Source organism: Streptomyces sp. NBC_00490 (assembly GCF_036013645.1).
Lineage (GTDB): Bacteria > Actinomycetota > Actinomycetes > Streptomycetales > Streptomycetaceae > Streptomyces > Streptomyces canus_F.
The window spans coordinates 7,954,734-7,974,626 of record NZ_CP107869.1 but is presented as its reverse complement, the minus strand read 5'-3'; the positions used below and the strand labels follow the sequence as shown (position 1 = coordinate 7,974,626).

Sequence of the window (19,893 nt, the reverse complement as noted above, 5' to 3'; positions counted from 1 at the left end):
ATGCGGCTGTCCTTCCCACCTCATCCCTTGCCCGGGAGGCTTCATGCTGTCCGCAGAATCCGCCGACGTCGTCCGTGCCACCCTGCCCGCCGTGGCCGGAGCGCTCGACGAGATCACGACACGCTTCTACGGCGCGATGTTCCGCGACCGGCCGGAACTACTCGACGGGATGTTCAACCGCGGCAACCAGGCCAGCGGGGCCCAGCGCCGCGCACTGGCCGGCTCGATCGCCGGGTTCGCGACCACGCTCCTCGACGACCCGGACACCCGCCCGGACACCCTGCTGGACCGCATCGCGCACAAACACGCCGCGGTCGGCGTCACCGACGACCAGTACACCATCGTGCACAAGTACCTGTTCGGCGCGATAGCGGAGGTACTCGGCGACGCGGTCACCCCGGAGGTCGCGGCCGCCTGGGACGAGGTCTACTGGCTGATGGCCGGCGCCCTGATCGGCCGTGAGGCCCGCCTGTACCAGGACGCGGGCGTCCAGCCCGGCCAGGTCTGGCGGCAGTGGACGGTCGTCGAGCGCCGCACCGAGACACCGGACGTGGTGTCCTTCGTCCTCCGCCCCTCCGACGGCGAACCGGCGCCGCGGGCGCGGGCAGGCCAGTACGTGAGCGTGCGGGTCCTGATGGCCGACGGGGTCCGCCAACTGCGGCAGTACAGCCTGTCCTCAGACCCGGGCGGGGATCTGCGGCGCATCACCGTAAAGCGGGTCGCCGGCACGGCCGACGGGCCGGACGGCGAGGTCTCCAACCTGCTGCACGACCAGGTCCACGAGGGCGACGAACTGACGCTCTCCGCTCCCTTCGGCGACGTCTTCCTCGACGACCCGGCCGACGCCACCACTCCGGTCGTACTGGTCTCCGCGGGCATCGGCGGCACCCCCATGACCAGCATCCTGGCCCACCTCACGGCCCTCGGTTCGACCCGCCCGGCGCTGGTCCTGCACGCCGACCGCTCCCCCACCGACCACGCCCTGCGCACCGAGACGGGCGAACTAGTCGAGCAACTGCCGGGCGCTCGCGCGATCTTCTGGTACGAGCACCCCGGTTCGGAGGAACCTGGCGCCCGCGAGGGCCTGATGAACCTCGACGGCATCGAACTGCCCGACGGCGCCACGGTATTCCTGTGCGGCCCGCTCCCGTTCATGCGCGACGTCCGCGGACAGCTGCTGCGCGCCGGGGTTCCGGCACAGCGCATCCGCTACGAGGTCTTCGGCCCCGACCTGTGGCTGCCCGGCCCGGCGGCCTGAACGAGGTCGGACATCCCACCGCACTTCCAGGAGAGGAACCGACATGACCAGCAAGGACACCCAGGCCACCACTGCCATCGTGCTGCTGCGCTCGGACGGAGAGGTGGACGAGGACACCCTGGCCTACGCCCGCACGAAGATCGACGCCGTCGTGGACCGGCCGGGACTGCCTCCCGTCACCGGTGAGGTGCGGATCACGAGAGCAGCCGCCCACCACGCAGACCGCCCCTGGTCGGCGACGGCCACCCTGCACGTCGGGCGGCGTGAAGTGGTCGTGCTCGCCGAAGAAGCCACCGGCCGAGAGGTCGTCGACCAGCTCCAAGACCGGCTGCGCCGCCAGACCGACAAGGCGATCCACACCGGGCACCACGGCCACCACGCACCGGCACCGCCGTGGCGCGGCGGGGCGGCTGAGCCACGCCCTACTGAAGACAGCGGCAGCGCGGCGAACTCTTACCCGGCGTGAGCCCGCGGTGAGTACAGCCCGGTCGGTGACGGTCCACCGACCGGGCATCTGTGCTTCCGCGCGCCTGTGCATGGGAGCCCACATCCCGGGCCGTTCGGACCAGACGGGTGACCAACGGCCCACTGACAGCGCTCGCAGGCGCAGGAAACGCTGGTGTTGTGCGGTTCCCGATCGACGGGCGATAACGAGGAGTTGTGTGATGGCGAAGGCTTATCTGGTGGGCAGCGGTATCGCGGCGCTCGCCGCGGCCACGTTCCTCATCCGCGACGGCGGATTCGACGGAGCGGACATCCACCTCTTCGAGGAGCAGCGGAACATCGGCGGCAGCCTGGACGCGGGCGGCACCGCCGACGCCGGCTACACCATGCGCGGCGGGCGGATGTTCGAGGCCGAGTACCGTTGCACGTACGACCTGCTGTCCGGCATTCCCACCCTCGACGACCCCTCGGTGTCGGTGACGCAGGAGATCCTGGCCGGACACGAGGACTTCTCCTGGGACGACATCGCACGCCTCGTCGACGGCGACGGGAAGATCGTCGACGCCCGCTCGATGGGATTCTCCGAACGCGACCGACTGGACCTGGTCCGATGCCTGGCTGACACCGAGGGACACCTGGACGGAAAGCGCATCACCGACTGCTTCGGCGAGCACTTCTTCACCACGAACTTCTGGTTCATGTGGTGCACCACGTTCGCCTTCCAGCCCTGGCACAGCGCGATCGAGTTCCGCCGATACCTCAGGCGCTTCATCCACCTCTTCCCCGAATTCGCCTCCATGTCAGGCATCTACCGCACCCGCTACAACCAACACGACTCCATCGTGCGCCCCCTGACCGCCTGGCTCCACGAACGGGGCGTCGCCATCCACACCGGCTGCCACGTCACCGACCTCGCACTCGCACCGGGACGCAGGAGTACGAGGGTTGAGCGCATCTACCTGTCCCGTAGCGGCCGTGACGAGCAGATCGAGGTAGCCCCCGAAGACCTGGTTCTGGTGACCAACGGCTCCATGACCGACGCCTCCAGCCTCGGCTCGCACACCGCCGCACCGCCCCCGCCTCCCCACAGCTCGGACGCCTGGTTGCTCTGGCACCGGCTGGCACGGGGACGCGACGACTTCGGCAACCCGGACGCCTTCGACAAGCACGTCAAGGAGTCCCGCTGGGAGTCGTTCACCGTCACCACCAAGGATCCTGCCTTCCTCAAAGCGCTGGAGGAGTTCAGCGGCCGCGAGACCGGCCGGGGCGGCCTGATGACATTCACCGACTCCAACTGGCTGCTCACCATCGTCGCCAACCGTCAGCCCGTCTACCGCGACCAGCCGGAGGACGTCGCGGTGTGGTGGGGCTACGGCCTATTCCCCGGCCGAGCGGGCAACCACACACCCAAGCCGATGACGATGTGCTCCGGCCGGGAGATCCTCGAAGAGGTCCTGCACCACCTGCCCTTCGACGCGCCGACAGCAGCCCGTGTCCTGGAGACCTCCACCGTCGTGCCCTGCCTCATGCCCTACATCACCAGCCAGTTCCTGGCCCGCCGCCGCGACGACAGGCCACACGTCGTGCCCAAGGGATCGGTCAACCTCGCCTTCATCGGTCAGTTCGCCGAGGTGCCCGACGACGTCGTCTTCACCGTCGAGTACTCGGTCCGCACCGCCTGGACCGCGGTGGCCGAGCTCCTCAAGCTCGACAAGCAGCCGCCCGCGGTCTACAAGGGCCATCACGATCCCCACGTCCTGGCCGCCGCTCTGGAGAGCATGCATCGCGGTTACAGCTGGTGATCTAGTCGTGGGAGTCGGACGAAGACCTTCACCGACCCGCGGCTTGCGCGGCCGTCGTCGACCGTCTGACTAAACGGCGCGATCATCCAGACCGGCACGGAGTCCTACCGGCTCACCCACACCAAGGCACAGGCCGAACGCGCCGCAGCCAGCTGAATCCCTCACCGGTGAGGAACGGCGGCTGCGGAGGGGTCGATGCCATGACGTCCGCAGCCGCCCATCACCGGCCGGTTCAACCGGAGAGGTGCAGCCCCCTGCCATGATCGCCGGGAGAGCTGACGGGGCTGCCGACACAACACGTACACATATTGACGTGTCACCAGGTCAACGCGCGCGGCACCCGGCAGACACGCTCACGTCAGCATCCGGCCATGCATTTCATCCCTGCAGCCTGACACCCGTGGGACACGGAACGACGGCCCTCACCGACTTGCCACGGCATGGACCTTGACCCGCACGTCCACCAACAGCTCCTGCACCAGAAGCCAGCCGAGCCCACCCGGCCTGGTGGCATCCAAGGGCAGGGACAGCGGAGGGACGGTGCTGGCATCGTGGACCGCCACGGTCACCGTTCCAGGCCCGGCCTCCAGCCGGAACCCGGTCACCCCGCCGGCATGCCGCACCGCGTTGGTGAACGGCTCCGAAACCACCAACAACACTGCGTCCACCGCCTCCTCGCCCTCCGGCGCGGCGGCAGCCAGGAACCCGCGGGCCACACCCCTGACCTGCCTAACCGCCCGAAGGTCTCTGTCATCGTCAAGGGGCCCGCGGTCCTTCAGGGGGATGCACCAGCACGGTCTCCGACGGCTCGGTCCTCGAGATTCCTACCGTGCCCTGGGCAGATCGGTTCATCCAGGAAACATGCAGCCGTCACTCTCACGGACTACGAACGGCGGCTCGCTGACCGGACACCAGACTGATGCCTTGCGAGATTTCGCCCCGGAGTTCGAGAACGGGGGATTTTCCGTTCAAGCACTGAAGCAGCGGCACAGTGACATCGCTTCTCATCGACATTGATCATGCGATTGCGCGCCAGGTGACTCCCGAACTCACGCTGAAACGACATCCACGGGAAGCGACACAGCCAACCGCCCGGCGGGCCGGCACCTGGCAGCTCCAGCCGTGCCGTTTGAGCAGCGCGGCAACACTCTGCACGGTGTAGCTCTCATGGAACCGGCGCCCGATGAGGGTCTTGATCCGTGACAGAGTCCAGGTCTGGTCCGGCCAGCCCTGCGCCACCGGCCCCCTTGGGGCAGCTCCTGCTCCAGCACGGCGAACAGCTCGTCACTGAGCAGCAGCAACCCGTTCCTGCGTGCAGGCGGCTCAGGCGGCTGTCGGTCCTGTACAGGCAGGCAAGGAGCCGACAACAGCATCACAGAGGCTCATCCTCTCCCATGTGGTGCCACTCCCTTGGAGCCATTCCAAGCCCCGAGGGTTGAGTCCTGACCGCCAGAGTCAAGCGCGGGTTGTTGGGGTGAACGGAGTGCCAGGCGTAGCCCTGCGGCGGTAAGTTCGGTGTCCTTGGCCGAAGGGGTGCCGTATGCGACTGGACAGATTCTGCGTCCCCGTGGGAGAGGACCTCCCGGTCGACTCCCATGGGTTCCTCATTGACACATCGAGCTGGTATCGCCAGCCACCTTCGGTTGTGCCGCTGATCGACGCCTGTTCTGCTTCTGCGGTACTGCTTGGGGAAGCTGGCATTGGCAAGTCATCGGCGCTGGATACCGTTCTCGAGGCGACCCAGATGAGCAGGGGCTGGGATGCGCAAGTGCGGGTTGATCTCGGCCAGGTCCGGTCCTGGGAGGACCTGACTCGCAAGGCTGATTCGGTACTCAGCCGACTTGGCCCCACAGGACATGCGCCCGCTGCCAGCTCATCCGATGCCGAGGCGGGGCATAGGCACCTTCTCGTCGTGGACGGCGTTGATGAATGCCGGGCCACCGGCAAAGAAATTGCCGGCTGGTTCACCGACTTGGCCGCCACCTATGACTGCCGTTGGCTACAAGTACTGATCGCTTGCCGCAGCATGGCCTACACCGACGTCCTGAGCCAGGCAGTGATCGCCGCCTTCGGTATCGACGAAGCCCGCACCTACACACTGGCACCTCTCCGCCGAAGCGACTTGGTCGCAGCCGCCTCTACCAAGGGCGTGGATCCCAAGCTCTTTCTCGAAGCTGTGACCGAAGCCGGCGCACAAGCCCTCGCGCGTACCCCTTTGACTCTGGACCTGTTGCTCGACACGTTTCTGGAACACAGCACACTGCCTGCCAGCCGCGCCAGCCTCTACTCGTTCGCCCTCCCGCATGCCGTCATGCACCAAGGAGATGACCGTGCCCCTGACGACCTTGCTGGAAGCCAGTCCCAGAGGTTCGCCACCGCAGCCCGCCTCGCCTGTTACTGCGTGCTCACCGGCGCCGAGGGCATCACCACAAGGCGCCGAACCGAGCCCGGCCAGGCTCTGCTGGCCATCGACACCTTCCTCGGCACACGAGAGGGCACCCCCGGTGACACGTTCACGATCGAGCGCCCCATCGTTGAGGGGGTCCTGAACAGCTCGCTGTTCAGCAACCGCGGCCCTGCAGCCGCTGGTCCTGCTCACGCCTCCATCGCCTCCTACCTCACCGCTCAATACCTCACCGACCACCAAGTCCCCCGCGAACAACTGCAGGGACTTCTCGTCCACCGGGGGGAGGTCGGCGAGCCTGGCATTCCCACAGACCTTCATGAACTGGCTGCCTGGCTCATCTCCCTGTGCCCAGACCTCGGCCCTTGGCTGATCGAGGTCGACCCGCAGGCCATAGCCTCCTACAGCTCTTACATCGAGGACCCGCACTGCGCCGAACTCATCGTCGATGGCTTGCTGCGCCAAGCCCGACAGGACACGACTGGCGACGGCCTGCCCTGGTGGCGCATGACGCCCCTGCGACATCCCGGCCTTACCCGCCAGTTGGAGCAGGCTCTTCACGAAGCCGTGAACCGCGCGCCCCACATCACACACGAACTCGAACTCATCCTCAACCTGATCGCCGAGAACGAGGTCGGGGAGCTTTTGCAGGCAGTAGCTTCCATTGCCTGTGATGCCCAGCATCCTCACCGCCTGCGCCGCCTGGCTGCCCAATGTGCTGGCATGCTGGACCAGACAGAGGCTGCTCCACTGCTCAGGCCCATCCTCGCCGAACTAGCTCAACAGCCCGAGCACGATCCCGCCGACGGCTTGCGCGGCGCTGTCCTTCAGACATGCCAGCCCTGGCTCACCCTCGATGAACTCCTCGCAGCCCTGACGCCGCCACGAACCGATCCCAGCCTTTACACCTCTTTCTGCCGCCGTCTGCCTGCTTCTCTCTCGGAGGACCAGATCGCGCCATTTCTGGGCTGGGCCGGATCGCATCTCATGAATCCCAATTCCTTGTGGGCCGGCTGGTCCGACGAAGCAGCCATGGTCCAGGGCCTCCTCGACCGCGCACTGAGCGGGCCGGAAGCCGAGGCGCGTGTTCCCATTGTGGCTGTGTGGCTGCGTATCTACCTGCAGACGTACCCACAGTTGTCCGTTCCCGCGCCGCTGTGCGCACCGTTGGACGACCCTGACAACCAGCACGCTCGCCATCTGCGCCGCACGCTCACTCGACACCTCATCGACGTCGCCCAAGACGCAGAGGATGCCTTCCAGCTGGCCGAGGGATGGGACCCGCATTCCACACGGACCGTCCGCTCGCGTTTTGAGACATCCGTCGGCCCTGAACGAGAACAGCGCACCAGCCTGCTCGACGCCACAGATCTCGCCTGGCTCGTAAAATTCGAACAGAGCCTCAGCGACCAAAAGGCGCCGCATGCCTGGCCCATGCTGCAGCACGTGTGGTCCATGGCCAGGACGACAGACGCCGGGCAGGACACAGCATGGTCCACTCAAGGCACCAGAGTCTGGTCACAGGTGTTCGCTCAAGACCTTGAGGCCATTCCCATCGACGGCCCTCGCGCTGACCAGCTCAGGGCCCAGGCGGCAAGACGTCAGTCGCGAACGGAGCCATGGCAGGGCCGCGACGAGTACATCACCACCACCCGCGAGTTTCTCGCACAGGCGGAGTCGGGCGACCACGACAGCTTCGTGTCCCTGTGCTGGAACCTGCAATGCGATCCGGACACAGGCAGGTTCGCGGCCACCGAGTTGCTCACCGATCTGCTGTCTCTTCCCGGTACCGTCATCCTCGCCGACGGCTATGAACACCGCTTGCTGGCCGTAGCACGCAGGTTCGTCACGAACGGCCTGCCCACCGACAGCAGCTGGATCGGCACCAACAGCCTTCCCGCCCGTCCATGGGCAGCAATCTTTGCCTTCACAGCACTCCTCAACGACGACGGCGAGATACTGGCCACGCTGCCCTCAGGCCAATGGCAAGCCTGGGCACCGACACTCCTGGCCTTCCCCCTCACCAGCACTGCGGCCCGCCACGTCGGCCCGCGCGGCCAGCTGCTGGAAATGGCCCTCCTCCACGCCGCGCTGCAACTCGAGACCACCTACGACACGCTGGTCCGGGCTTTGTACGAGGCGGAAGAGACCTCGCCTGTCCTCGACCTGGCCTCCTACATCTGGACACCGGAGCTGGAGACCAGGTTGCTGCAGACACTCACTGACCTCACCGCGCAAGCTCACGAAAAGGCTCCCGCCATCGGCCCTGGCGGCCACGATGTCCTCGCTCGTGTCCTCACCATCCTTCTACGTCAAGGCAGCCCCCGTGTCTGCCACCAAGTACGGGACCGATTCGGTGCGCCGCTGAGCGAGCCCAACCCAGCAAGCGACGAGCGTCTGGACGCCGCTTATCTGCGTGTCTTCCTGTTGGAGACACCCACAGAAATCTGGCCGACAGCAGAGCACCGTCTTCGTACCGACGGCACCGCGCTCGTAGCCGTTTCCGGCGCCTTTTCCCGCTCTCACAGCACTCAGGCGTGGCTCTTCAAACTGTCCGAACCGGCACTGGCCGAAATCGCCCGCATCCTCCTGGGCCGCTTCCCCTCGACGGACTCGGCTGGCTCGTCCCCGCCGGGTGCGACTGCTGCGCAGACGCACATTGATGTCGTACTCGACCACCTCGCCTCGCGGGGCACCGGTGAGGCCATCCGTCTCCTACGAGAGTTGGCGGCCGATTGGCCCAAGACCAGCATTATCCGAGCGGCGGCACAGAAAGCCGTGCAAGCGCACAGGGAAGGTTCCTGGGTCCGCCCCAGCCCCGACGAACTCAGTCAGCTGATCCACGACCCACGTCGACGACTTGTCAGAAACGGAACGGATCTGATGGACGTCGTCATCGCTCTCCTGAACAAAATGCAGGAAGACCTGACCCAAGGGACTCTCCCCGCGGCAATTCTGTGGAACGAAACCGAGCTGGAAACCCTGCCGAACGGCCAGAGCGGAAAGCAACGGCTGCGATTCCCCAAGGACGAGAACCTGGTGTCCGACTACCTCGCTTACGCCTTACGACGAGACCTCGTCGAAGGCGGCATTCTCATCAACCGCGAAGTGCAGGTGTACCGCAACATCAAGGGAGCAGGTGACCGCATCGACCTGCTCCTGCAGGCGCCCACCGCTGCGGCGACTCACTCCTCACCGCAGCGGCAGGAAGAGTCCGTGGCCCAGGTCGCTATCGAAGTAAAGGGCAACTGGCACGACAAGATCAAAACCGCCATGCAAACCCAGCTCGCCGACGACTACCTCGCCGCGCTGGGCACTCGCAACGGCATCTACCTGATCGCCTTCTTCCCCACCGACCAGTGGACGGCGAAGGAACGCAAGCGGCCAGCTGCAAGGCAGACACCTGCCGGCCTGAAGGAGACCTACGATGCCCAGGCCGCTCAGCTCAACGAGAGTAGGAACCTGAACGTCCGAGCGTTCGTCCTCGACTGCACCATCCGCAGCTCAGCACAACGGAACACCTGACGAAACCGGCTTCTTAGGCGCATAGGCAAGTGCAATCGCAAAGTAGGCGCACCCCCCAAAGCGTCACACGGACAGGCCGCATGAGGAACCGACCCCACGCGCCCGACAGCGCAGCCGCCCTCACGACGAAGCCGCACCGGAGCTCTCCGGTGCGGCTTCGTCGTGTCACGGCTCCGCGCACAGGTCCCACCAGGATGGTCCTCGGCGGGGCCTCGCCGTATCACCCACCTATCACACAGCCATCACCAACTGGGCGGCCCCTGCCGGACCAGGATGCCCTGACCTGCGTTTTCATGCCCGCGCTGGACTGGCGTAGACGCCCCTGGACGGTCTCTACAACCTGTGCCACGTGGTGCCGAGCGAGGGGCCCAGGATGAGGACCGGGGCGTCGTCCGGGCCGTCGAGGCGGTACTGGAGGGCGGGGGTCTGCGTCTCACTCACCGCTCCACGCTAACCGCCGTTCCCTGATCCCCGGCCCCTGGGCCCCCACTCCTCACACCCGGCTCCCGGACATCACCGGCGAATGCTCACACGGCCTTCACCGGAGGACGGGGACGGGGGCCGCGCCGCGGACGGTGACCCCGTACCGGGTCCGCATCCTTCGCATCTCCCACAGCGAGACGGCCGTCACCGACAGCGGGCCGCCCAGCAGCGAGCAGTACTGCACGGCCGGCGGTCCCTGGGGCATGCCGCTGTCGATCGCGTTGAAGACGGCGAGCACCCACACCAGCGCCACGGTCACCACGGGCGGCAGCATCGGATGGACGTGGGCGGTGTTGAACGCGCTGCGCGCGGAGTACAGCGACGCCAGGAGGAAGAAGGGAATGCCCCAGGCCAGCACGGCCAGCCCCGAGAGCCCCACGACGAAGCCCTGCCACCCGCTCAGGTCGTTCTTGGACGCCTGCCCGATTCCCAGGAGGGTCCCCGCGAGGACGCCCACGGTCAGCAGGTACCAGCCGACCGCCTTCAACGGGGCGTGGAGCCTGGAGCGCAGATGGGGCCTCAGGTGCTGGGGCGCGTAGAAGACGAAGGCGAGGATGACCAGCGGGCCGCCGACGATCAGCAGGACCGGGGCGATGATCATGTTGGCCACGCCACCGGTCGCCGCGTCCTCCCAGCCGTCCTTCTCCGCGCCGTAGGCCATGAACAGGGCGACCGTGGCGAGAGCTCCGAGCACCGTGCGGGTCACCTGGACGCGGTCCACGGTGCGGTCCTCGATCCGGCCGTCGCCCTCCTGCACGAAGAGGCGGACCGCGACGCGGTGCGCGGAGCGGAGGATGGCGGTGACGAGGTAGGGCGCGGAGAGGAACCACAGGCGGCTGCGGCGGCGCGGCGCGCGACCGGGCACGGGGGCCGGGGGCACATAGGGGTACGGGTTCTGCGGCGGGTAGGGGTTCTGCGGCGGGTACGGCGCCTGTGGCGGTACGTAGGGGTTGTTGGCCGGCGCTCCGGGCGGAGGGCCCCAGCCCTGTCCGCCCGTTCCGTTGCCGCCGGGCTGTCCCGTGCCGGGACCCCATCCCCCCGTAGCCATGCCGCTCCCCCGTTCGCTTTAGGTCAGTTGGTGTGTCGCAGAGCGACATCGCGGCATTTTAGTGGCACGTGAGTCGCCGCTCCTCGCAGCCACTGTGCGAACTGTGTGTGGTGGTTGTGTGAAGCGTGTCAGCCCTCGGGTGAGGCGCCCAGGCCGGTCAGCGCGCCGACCGGGTCGAGGTCGGGGGTGCCGCGGGGCCACCAGTCGTCGGCGCCCGGATCGGATTCGTAGGCGTACCACAGCCCGTCGCGGCCCAGCCGGAGTTGGACATGGCCGCGGGGGTGGGTGAGGCGGTTGCGCCAGGGGCGGAAGGCCGGGAGGTCGGCGGCGAGCAGGAGCGGGCGGGCGCGGTCGAAGCGGCCGGCCGGCGGGTCCCAGGGTTCCTCCAGGACGGCGAGGCCCTCGAACCCGCCCTGCCGCCAGGCGGCGACCGCGCGTGCCAGGTCGGCCGGGGTGCGGCCGGCCGCGGCGGCGAGCGCGGCGTAGAGCGAGCGGGTGGCTGCGGTGAGGCCGGAGCCGGGGCGGGCCGCTGCGAGCCGCACCGCGTCCTGCCACAGCGTCAGTTCGGCGACCGGGTCGCGTCCGGTGGCGAGCAGCGCGTGGGCGCGACCGGCGGCGTCGGTCGCCAACTGGTCCAGCGCGAAGGGGTCCGGGCCGCCCGGGGCCGCCGGGTAGACCGGGGGCTGCTCCGGGTGCGGGGGCACCGGCAGGGGGGCGGGCAGGGGCGGGAGCCGACGAGGTGCGAGGGCTTCGGCGGCGCGTACGCCGGGCAGGGGTGCCGGGCCCTTGTCCTGGGCGGCACGGGCCGCGCGGGCGGCGCTCAGCCGGGACAGCGCGTCGAGCAGTTCGCGCTCGCCGCGGCCGCGCAGCAGGAGCAGGACGAAGGGATCGGCGTCGAGCAGGCGGGCGGTCTGGTAGCAGAGGGCGGCGGCGTGCTTGCAGGGGTGGCCGCGGTCGGGGCAGCTGCACTGCGGTTCGAGGTCGCCGGGCCCGGGGAGCAGCCGGACACCGCCTTCGGCGAGGGCGTGGGGCATCTCCTTGTCGAGCAGGGCGGCGATGTGCCCGGTCCGCTCCGCGGCGGCGTCCAGGAACCGGTCCCAGTCGGCGTCGTCGAGCGTCCGCAGCCGCACCTGCACCCGGTACGGCCGGGGCCGGCTGCCCTGGACGTACGCGAGGACGAGCCCCGGCGTCACGGTGATGGCGTCCACGTTGCCCTGCTCCGCGTAACCACGCCCCCGCGCCAGCCGCTTGGCGTCCAGCGCACCTGTCTCGAGGGCGTCCACCCACGCGTTGCCCCACCAGGTCTCGGCGAATCCGCCGTCCTCACCGGAGGCACGGGACGTGAACGCCGGGAAGGTACGGCGCAGTTCACCGTCCCGGTCGGGGGCGCCCATGGAGCGGGGGTGGCGGGGCGCGGCGGACGGGGGCGAGTCCGAGAGGGCGGTGCCGGTGCCGTACGGGTCGGGGCCCGTGTCCCGCGAGGCGTCGGCGGGGACGGCGTCCTGGCCCCACTCGGCCGGGCTCCCCTGGTCCGCCCCGTCGTCGGGCATGCGGAAGGCGTCGGCCAGCGACTCCCGTACGGCGCGGGCCCGTTCGGCGGCGGTCGAGCCGGCCGCAGCGCCTCGGGCGAAGGCGGGCGGTGTCGTCCGACGCGGCCGGGCCCCGACCTCGGTGCCCCCGCCCGTGACCTCCGTGCGCAGCCGCCGCTCTTCCGCGCGGGCGGCCCGCAAGGCCTCACGCGCCCGGTCCGCGGGGCGCCCTCCTTGCGGGGCTCCTCCCCCGTTCACCGCTCCCGGGGCGGGATCCGCCGTGTCACCGAGCCGGGCGGTCTCCGCACCGGACCCGCTCGGCGACGCGTCCGGCCCGGCAGGTGTGTCCGCCTCGTCCTCAGCCGTCCCGGTCTCCTGCGCCGGTCCCTCGGCTCCGGCGCCCCGCCGGTCGGCGGCCGCGCGTCGCAGCGCCTCGCGGGCGACGTCCCCCGGCCGGGCCTCACCGGGCTCCGGCTGCCGCGCCGCGGACCCTTCGCCGACGGCTGCGGTGGAACCGGCGGATCCGGCGGATGTCCCCGGCGCGGAGCCGTCGCCCGCGGGCTCCCTCGGCTCCGTCCCGCCCTCCGCGGTCCCCTCCGCCTCCCGGCGTTCCCGCGCCTCCCGCAGTGCCCGGCGTACCTCGTCCGCCGGCCCGCCCGTCATGACGTCCTCCGCAGGGAGACGAGGTCGGACAGCTCGCGGTCGGTCAGTTCGGTCAGGGCGGCCTCGCCGGAGCCGAGGATCGCGTCGGCCAGGGCCCGCTTCGCCTCCAGCATCTCGGCGATGCGGTCCTCGACGGTGCCCTCGGTGATGAGGCGGTGGACCTGGACCGGCTGGGTCTGGCCGATGCGGTAGGCGCGGTCGGTGGCCTGCTCCTCGACGGCCGGGTTCCACCAGCGGTCGAAGTGGACGACGTGGCCCGCGCGGGTGAGGTTGAGGCCGGTGCCCGCCGCCTTCAGCGACAGGACCAGGACGGGCGTCGCACCGCTCTGGAAGCGGTCCACCATGTGCTCGCGCTCCGTCACCGGAGTGCCGCCGTGCAGCAGCTCCACCGGGACCGCCCGGTCGGTCAGGTGGGCGGTGATGAGCCGGGCCATGCCGACGTACTGCGTGAAGACCAGTGCCGAGCCGTCCTCGGCCAGCAGGGTGTCCAACAGCTCGTCCAGCAGGGCCAGTTTGCCGGAGCGGACGGCGAGCCGGTCGGCGGCTCCGGCTTCCTCCTTCAGATACAGCGCGGGGTGGTCGCAGATCTGCTTCAGCGCGCCCAGGAGCTTCAGCACCAGGCCCCGGCGTGCGATGCCCTGCGCCGTCTCGATGGCGAGCAGCGACTCGCGGACCACCGCCTCGTAGAGGGAGGCCTGTTCGCGGGTGAGCGGGACCGGGTGGTCCGTCTCCGTCTTGGGCGGCAGTTCGGGGACGATGCCGGGGTCGGACTTCTTGCGGCGCAGCAGGAAGGGGCGGACCAGCCGGGCCAGCCGCCGCACGGCCTCCTCGTCCTCGCCGTTCTCGACGGCGCGTGCGTGGCGGGCGCGGAAGGACTTCAGGGGGCCGAGCAGTCCGGGGGTCGTCCAGTCGAGCAGGGCCCACAGTTCGGAGAGGTTGTTCTCCACCGGGGTGCCGGACAGCGCCACGCGCGCGGGTGTCGGGATGGTGCGCAGCGCCTTGGCCGTCGCCGAGTACGGGTTCTTCACATGCTGCGCCTCGTCCGCGACGACCATGCCCCAGCGCTGCTCGGCCAGCCGCGGTGCCGCGGATCGCATGGTGCCGTACGTCGTGAGCACGAAGCCGCCGTCGAGGTCCTCCAGGGTGCGGTCGGGGCCGTGGAAGCGGCGGACGGGGACGCCGGGCGCGAACCGGGTGATCTCCCGCTGCCAGTTGCCGAGCAGCGAGGCCGGACAGATCACCAGAGTCGGCTCGCGGCGGGCGCGCTTCAGGTGCAGGGCGATCACCGTGATCGTCTTGCCGAGGCCCATGTCGTCGGCGAGGCAGCCGCCGAGGCCGAGGGAGGTCATGAGGTCCAGCCAGGCCAGACCCCGCAGTTGGTAGTCGCGCAGGGTGGCGTGCAGACCCGGCGGCGGTTCGGCGGGCCGCACCCCGGCCGTCAGCCGGTCCCGCAGCACTGCCAGCGCGCCGACCGGTACGGCTTCCACCGTCTCGCCGTCGACCTCCGCGCTGCCGGTGAGCGCGACGGACAGCGCGTCGACCGGGTCGAGCAGGCCCAGTTCGCGTTTGCGGGCCTTGCGGACGAGCGCCGGGTCGACGAGCACCCACTGGTCGCGCAGCCGGACCACGGGCCGGTGGGCCTCGGCGAGCGCGTCCATCTCGGCCTCGCTGAGCGGGTCGCCGCCGAGCGCCAACTGCCAGCGGAACTGGAGGAGTTCCTCGCTCTCGAAGAAGCCGGTGCCGTCGGTGGCCGAACCCGGCGCGGACCGCACCACCGCGGCCGCGCTCAGGTCCTGGGCCAGGTCACGGGGCCAGTGCACGGCGACCCCGGCCGCCGCGAGCCGGGTCGCGGCGACGCCGAGCAGGTCGCCCAACTCCTCCTCCGACAGGGCCAGTACGTCGGGCACGTCCTGCTCGGCGAGGCGGTCCAGTGGCGCCCAGACCCGGGCGGCGCGCCGCACCGCGAGGGCGGCGTCCACGCGGGCGCGGGGGCCGAACACCGTGTCCGCCTCGCCCGACCACAGGGCCGCCGCGTCGGCCACGAGGGTGGGGTCGGCGAGGCTGTGCACCTGGACGATCGCGGCACCGGCGCTGCGGGCCCGGCCGCCCTCGTCGAAGAGGTCGTACGCCGACAGGTCGAGGCGGAGCGAGATCCGCACGCCCGCGTCCATGCCGGCGGCGACCTCGGCGGCCCAGTCCTGCGCGCCGGGCAGGCGCTGCGGGCGGCGGTCCGCGAAGGGCTTGCCGGAGGCGAGGGGTGCGGCCGGGGTGCGCGGGAGGGTGTCGGCGACGGCGTCCAGGAAGGAGCGCATCAGCGCTTCCGGTGCGGGCAGGCGGAGCGGGCCGGGGCCGGGCAGCGGGACCGCGTGGCCCTCGTGGGGCAGGGCGGCGGCGATCGCGCGCAGGTGCGCGATGTCGTCCGGGTCCAGGGGGCCGGCCCGCCAGGCGTCGTGGCCGGTGGCGGTGAGGCCGGGCAGCAGCCGGCCGCGGGCGGTGAGCCGCAGTGCGTGCAGGGCGGCCGCGCCCCAGCAGGCGGTGGCGGGGTGGGCGGCGGGGTCGCGCCGGGCGCGCACGAGGAGGGGCAGGGCCTCGGCCAGGGGCAGTTCGAGCGCGGGGGCGGTCCTGCGTCGCACCCCGGCGCCGTGTGGTCGTACGACGGTGAGATCCGTGTGTCCGTCGGGCAGCGGCCCGTCCTCGGGGTCCCAGAAGGCCATCCGGCCCTCGCGCGGGAGGGGTGCGGGCAGGAAGACGGCGGCGAGCCGCACGGAGACCGGGTCCGTCGCTCGCCCGGCCGTCGCGACCGTGTCACTCATACGTCCTGCCACCTCCCGTCCCGCGTGTCGGATCAGACGTCTTCGACTCTACGGGCGGGGTCTGACAATCGGCTCCGGCGACGGGCCGACGGACGGGAGGGGCCGCTCGCTCTACGGAACCGTGCGGGAGACGACGTACACCATCGGGTTGGCCGGGTCCGCGGTGTTCACCACGATGTCCTGGGTGGGCGCCGGGTTCTTCTGCTTGTGGACGAGGCCCGACCAGGGACCGGGTCCGGTGAACCGCCAGCCGGTGATCTTCTGGTCGCGGGTGCCGATGGTGATCGCGCCCCCCTTGAGGTCGTCGCGGTTGACGCCGACGCCGGCGAGGAAGGTGTCGAGGCCCGCGTTGCTGGTGCGGAACTGGACGTAGAGGCGGCTGGTCTTCCAGTTGTTGGTCTCGTAGTACGCGATCCGGTCCGCGGGGTGCGGGATCGGCACCTGGTAGAGGCGGCGCTGGACCTTGGAGGGCCAGCCGGCGGTGAGGCCGGTCGCCGAGTACTTGGCCTCCTTGTCCTTGCCGCTGTTGCGGCTCTGGTTCGCGGAGATCACCAGGTAGCCGGCCGGGACGCCGATGAGCAGCACGATGATGAGCAGGGTGAGCGCCCGGCGGCGGTTGCGGTGGCGGCGGTCCTCGGCCGGCCGCCGCGGTTCCTCCGGGGAGTCGCCCTGGCGGGGCACCGAAGGGGTCACGGACGGGTTCACGCCTGCCCCTGGGTCGTCCGGCGGGCCTCCGTGTACTTGGCGTAGCGCTCGTAGCGCTCGACCCGGCGCCGGTTGGCGCGCCGGAAGCGGCGGGCGACCAGGCGGGCGAGGTCGGCGGCGCCGACCATGCCGGCCTCGGGGCCGAGCTGGGCGCGGACGATGCGCGCCTCGGGGCGGTAGCCGCGGCCGGTGAGCTGACGCTTGAAGGCGTCCCGCGCGGGGCCGATCAGCAGCTCGTCGGCGGCCGAGACACCGCCGCCGATCACGAAGCAGGACGGGTCGAGGGCGGCCGCGAGGTTGGCGATGCCGACGCCGAGCCACTGGCCGATGTCCTGGAGCAGCTCGATGCACATGGCGTCGCCCTGACGGGCCAGCTCGGTGATCATCGGGCCGGTGATGTCGCCGATCTGCCCCTTGACGTGCTCGATGATCCCGTAGGCCACCGGGGAGTCGGCCGCGGCCAGCTCCTTGGCCTCCCTGACCAGCGCGTTGCCGGAGCTGTACTGCTCCCAGCAGCCGCGGTTGCCGCACGGGCAGCGGTGGCCGCCGGGCACGACCTGCATATGGCCGAACTCGCCCGCGACACCGAACTTTCCGCGCTTGACCTGGCCGTCCTCGAGGATCGCGCCGCCGATGCCGGTGCCGAGCGTGATCATGACCAGGTGGTCCTCGTCGCGGCCCGCGCCGAAGCGCCACTCGGCCCAGGCGGCGGAGTTGGCGTCGTTGTCGACCAGGACGGGCACGGCGAGCCTGCCCGCGAGGCGGTCGCGCAGCGGCTCGTTGCGCCAGGACAGGTGCGGGGCGAACAGGATGCGGTTGCGGTCGGCGTCGACCCAGCCGGCCGCGCCGATGCCGACGGCGTGCACGTCGTGCCGGTCGGACAGGTCCAGGACCAGTTCGCAGATGGTGTCCTCGACGACCTTGGGACTCTTGGACTTGTCCGGGGTCTCCGCGCGGAGCTTCTCCAGGATGTTGCCGTCGGCGTCGACGACACCCGCCATCACCTTGGTGCCGCCGATGTCGATCCCGACCGTCGGCACGCGGGGTGCGGTCAGGTGTGAGCGGCGTTCCCTGGTGCCGACCGTGCGGAGGACGGGGGCACGCCGGGAGCCGATCGGGGCCGTGAAATTGCCGTAGGTGCTCATCAGGCCCGATTGTGCCTCACGGTGAGTAAGGGTGCTGTGCGGGGGCGCAAAGGGGCGGTTCCTGTGCTGTGCCGGGTGCGGGTGCACTGCGGCCCGCCGCGCACCGGTCGCATTGTCCGGACATTGGAACCAATGCGGCGACACTCGAGCGGATCCCAGGGCCGCCTTCAGGGCCTCACGAGCAGTTGGAACTCGAAGGAGTAGCGGGTGGGCCGGTAGGTGTGGGTGCCGAACTCGACCGCGCGCCCGGTGTCGTCGAAGGTGACGCGCTGCATGGTGAGCAGCGGGGCGCCCTCCTCCTCGGCGAGCCGTTCGGCCTCGGCGGCGGTGGCGCCGCGCGCACCGATGGACTGGCGGGCGCTGTGCAGGGTGATTCCGGCGGAGCGCATCATCCGGTACAGACCGGTGGCCTCGAGCTGGCCGGTCTCCAGGTCGAGCAGGTCGGTCGGCAGGTAGTTGCAGAGGTACGCCATGGGCTCGCCGTGCGCGAGGCGCAGCCGCTCGATGCGGTGCACGTCGCTGTCCTCGGCCACCCCGAGCGCGGCCGCGACCTCGGCGGAGGCCGGGACGAGGGTGTTGACCATGACCTTGGTGGCGGGGCGCTGACCTGCCGATTCCAGGTCGTCGTAGAGGCTGCTGAGCTCGAGCGGGCGCTTGACCTGGCTGTGCACGACCTGCGTGCCGACGCCGCGGCGGCGTACGAGCAGGCCCTTGTCGACGAGTGACTGGATGGCCTGGCGGACGGTGGGCCGGGACAGGCCGAGGCGCGCGGCGAGCTCGATCTCGTTGCCCAGCAGGCTGCCGGGGGTGAGCGTTCCGTGCTCGATCGCGGCCTCCAGCTGCTGGGACAGCTGGAAGTACAACGGCACCGGGCTGCTGCGGTCCACACTGAGTTCGAGCGACACGGTCGGGTCCCCATCTGGTTTCGGCACGGGCCCGAGCGTAGCTCCGCGCGCTGTTGACGGGAAGTTGTGTAGTTCGATTGTCAGGACATATGCATTGACAGGGTGGGGTCTCCGGCCACATTTTGTTCACATGCGCATCGGCGTCATCGGTACGGGCCGGATCGGCACCATTCACGCGAACACGCTCAGTCGTCATCGCGACGTCGGCTCTCTGATCCTCACGGACGCGGACGGCGCGCGGGCCCAGGAGCTCGCGAACCGGCTGGGGGAGACGGCCGCGCCGGGGGTGGACGAGATCTTCAGATGGGGCGTGGACGCGGTGGTGATCACCACCGCCACCTCGGCACACGCCGAACTGATCGGCCGCGCGGCACGCTCGGCGCTGCCGGTGTTCTGCGAGAAGCCGATCGCCCTGGATCTGCCGGGCACGCTCCAGGCGATCGGTGAGGTCGAGTCGGCCGGGACCGTTCTCCAGATGGGGTTCCAGCGCCGCTTCGACGCCGGGTACACGGGCGCCCGGGAGGCGGTGCGGTCGGGGCGGCTCGGGCGGCTGCACACGGTGCGGGCGCTGACCTCGGACCAGGCGCCGCCGCCGGCCTCGTGGCTGCCGCTGTCGGGCGGGCTGTACCGGGACACGCTCATCCACGACTTCGACGTCCTGCGCTGGGTGACCGGGCGGGAGGTCGTGGACGTGTACGCGGCCGGTTCCGACGCCGGACCCGCGATGTTCCGTGACGCGGGCGACATCGACACGGCCGCGGCGGTCCTCACCCTCGACGACGGCACCCTCGCCACGGCGACGGCGACCCGGCTGAACGGCGCGGGCTACGACGTCCGGATGGAGCTGGCCGGGGAGCTGGACCAGATCGTCGTCGGCCTGGACGACCGCACGCCGATCGCCTCCACCGAACCGACGGGGCCACCGGCCGCGACCAAGCCGTGGACGGGGTTCCTGGAACGGTTCGGGCCGGCCTACGAGGCCGAGCTGAACACGTTCGTCGAGGTGGTCCGGGGCGAGCGGCCCAACCCCTGCGACGGGCGCGAGGCGTTGCAGGCGCTGCGGATCGCGGAGGCGTGCGAGGTGTCGCGGCGGGAGCGGCGGCCGGTACGGATGACGGAGCTGCCGGGCTGAGCGGTCCTCCGACCCCGTAACGGCCGAACCTGGCCCT

The 19,893-nt window shown here is 70.3% G+C and carries 12 protein-coding genes and 2 pseudogenes; 6 read left to right on the top strand and 8 right to left on the bottom strand.

Annotated elements, in window-relative coordinates; all coding sequences use genetic code 11:
- The first annotated feature begins 43 nt into the window (after positions 1-43).
- The 4 genes and pseudogenes from OG381_RS36345 to OG381_RS49700 form a co-directional block, all read left to right on the top strand.
- The gene (locus OG381_RS36345) at positions 44-1,258 is read left to right on the top strand and encodes a globin domain-containing protein (protein ID WP_319135094.1); all 1,215 of its coding nucleotides are present in this window, start codon (positions 44-46) and stop codon (positions 1,256-1,258) included.
- A gap of 43 nt (positions 1,259-1,301) precedes the next feature.
- On the top strand, positions 1,302-1,724 hold the full coding sequence (locus OG381_RS36340) for a hypothetical protein (RefSeq protein WP_319135091.1): 423 nt from the start codon (positions 1,302-1,304) through the stop codon (positions 1,722-1,724).
- A 199-nt stretch (positions 1,725-1,923) separates the two neighbouring features.
- Positions 1,924-3,504, top strand: coding sequence for an oleate hydratase (locus OG381_RS36335; RefSeq protein WP_319135089.1), 1,581 nt, complete (start codon positions 1,924-1,926; stop codon positions 3,502-3,504).
- A gap of 3 nt (positions 3,505-3,507) precedes the next feature.
- Positions 3,508-3,660: pseudogene (locus OG381_RS49700) on the top strand (IS21-like element helper ATPase IstB); the annotation flags it as partial.
- A 266-nt stretch (positions 3,661-3,926) separates the two neighbouring features.
- On the opposite strand, the gene OG381_RS36330 reads toward OG381_RS49700, so the two are convergent.
- On the bottom strand, positions 3,927-4,283 hold the full coding sequence (locus OG381_RS36330; protein WP_319135122.1) for an ATP-binding protein: 357 nt from the start codon (positions 4,281-4,283) through the stop codon (positions 3,927-3,929).
- A gap of 307 nt (positions 4,284-4,590) precedes the next feature.
- Positions 4,591-4,796: pseudogene (locus tag OG381_RS36325) on the bottom strand (winged helix-turn-helix domain-containing protein); the annotation flags it as partial.
- A gap of 248 nt (positions 4,797-5,044) precedes the next feature.
- Here OG381_RS36325 and OG381_RS36320 point away from each other — a divergent pair.
- Positions 5,045-9,433 (top strand): NACHT domain-containing protein, encoded by a 4,389-nt coding sequence (locus OG381_RS36320; protein ID WP_327720235.1) that lies wholly within the window; start codon positions 5,045-5,047, stop codon positions 9,431-9,433.
- A 538-nt stretch (positions 9,434-9,971) separates the two neighbouring features.
- On the opposite strand, the gene OG381_RS36315 is transcribed toward OG381_RS36320, so the two are convergent.
- From OG381_RS36315 to OG381_RS36290, 6 genes are all read right to left on the bottom strand, one after another.
- Positions 9,972-10,964 carry a hypothetical protein gene (locus tag OG381_RS36315; protein ID WP_327720234.1) on the bottom strand — a complete coding sequence of 331 codons (993 nt, stop codon included), beginning with the start codon at positions 10,962-10,964 and terminating at the stop codon, positions 9,972-9,974.
- Positions 10,965-11,092: 128 nt separating this feature from the next.
- On the bottom strand, positions 11,093-13,156 hold the full coding sequence (locus OG381_RS36310; RefSeq protein ID WP_327720233.1) for an SWIM zinc finger family protein: 2,064 nt from the start codon (positions 13,154-13,156) through the stop codon (positions 11,093-11,095).
- The gene (locus tag OG381_RS36305; protein ID WP_327720232.1) at positions 13,153-15,969 is read right to left on the bottom strand and encodes a DEAD/DEAH box helicase; all 2,817 of its coding nucleotides are present in this window, start codon (positions 15,967-15,969) and stop codon (positions 13,153-13,155) included. The genes OG381_RS36310 and OG381_RS36305 overlap by 4 nt, the downstream gene beginning before the upstream one ends.
- A 111-nt stretch (positions 15,970-16,080) precedes the next feature.
- Entirely contained in the window at positions 16,081-16,662 is a 582-nt protein-coding gene (locus tag OG381_RS36300) for a sugar kinase (protein ID WP_327722634.1), read from the bottom strand.
- 8 nt (positions 16,663-16,670) lie between these two features.
- On the bottom strand, positions 16,671-17,819 hold the full coding sequence (locus OG381_RS36295) for an ROK family glucokinase (RefSeq protein WP_327720231.1): 1,149 nt from the start codon (positions 17,817-17,819) through the stop codon (positions 16,671-16,673).
- Between the two features lie 167 nt (positions 17,820-17,986).
- A complete protein-coding gene (locus tag OG381_RS36290; protein ID WP_327722632.1) occupies positions 17,987-18,724 on the bottom strand; it encodes a GntR family transcriptional regulator in 738 nt (245 codons plus the stop codon).
- 130 nt (positions 18,725-18,854) lie between these two features.
- Between OG381_RS36290 and OG381_RS36285 the strand changes: the two genes are divergently transcribed.
- Complete coding sequence (locus OG381_RS36285) at positions 18,855-19,856, top strand: Gfo/Idh/MocA family protein (RefSeq protein WP_327720230.1); 1,002 nt, start codon at positions 18,855-18,857, stop codon at positions 19,854-19,856.
- Positions 19,857-19,893: the final 37 nt, after the last annotated feature.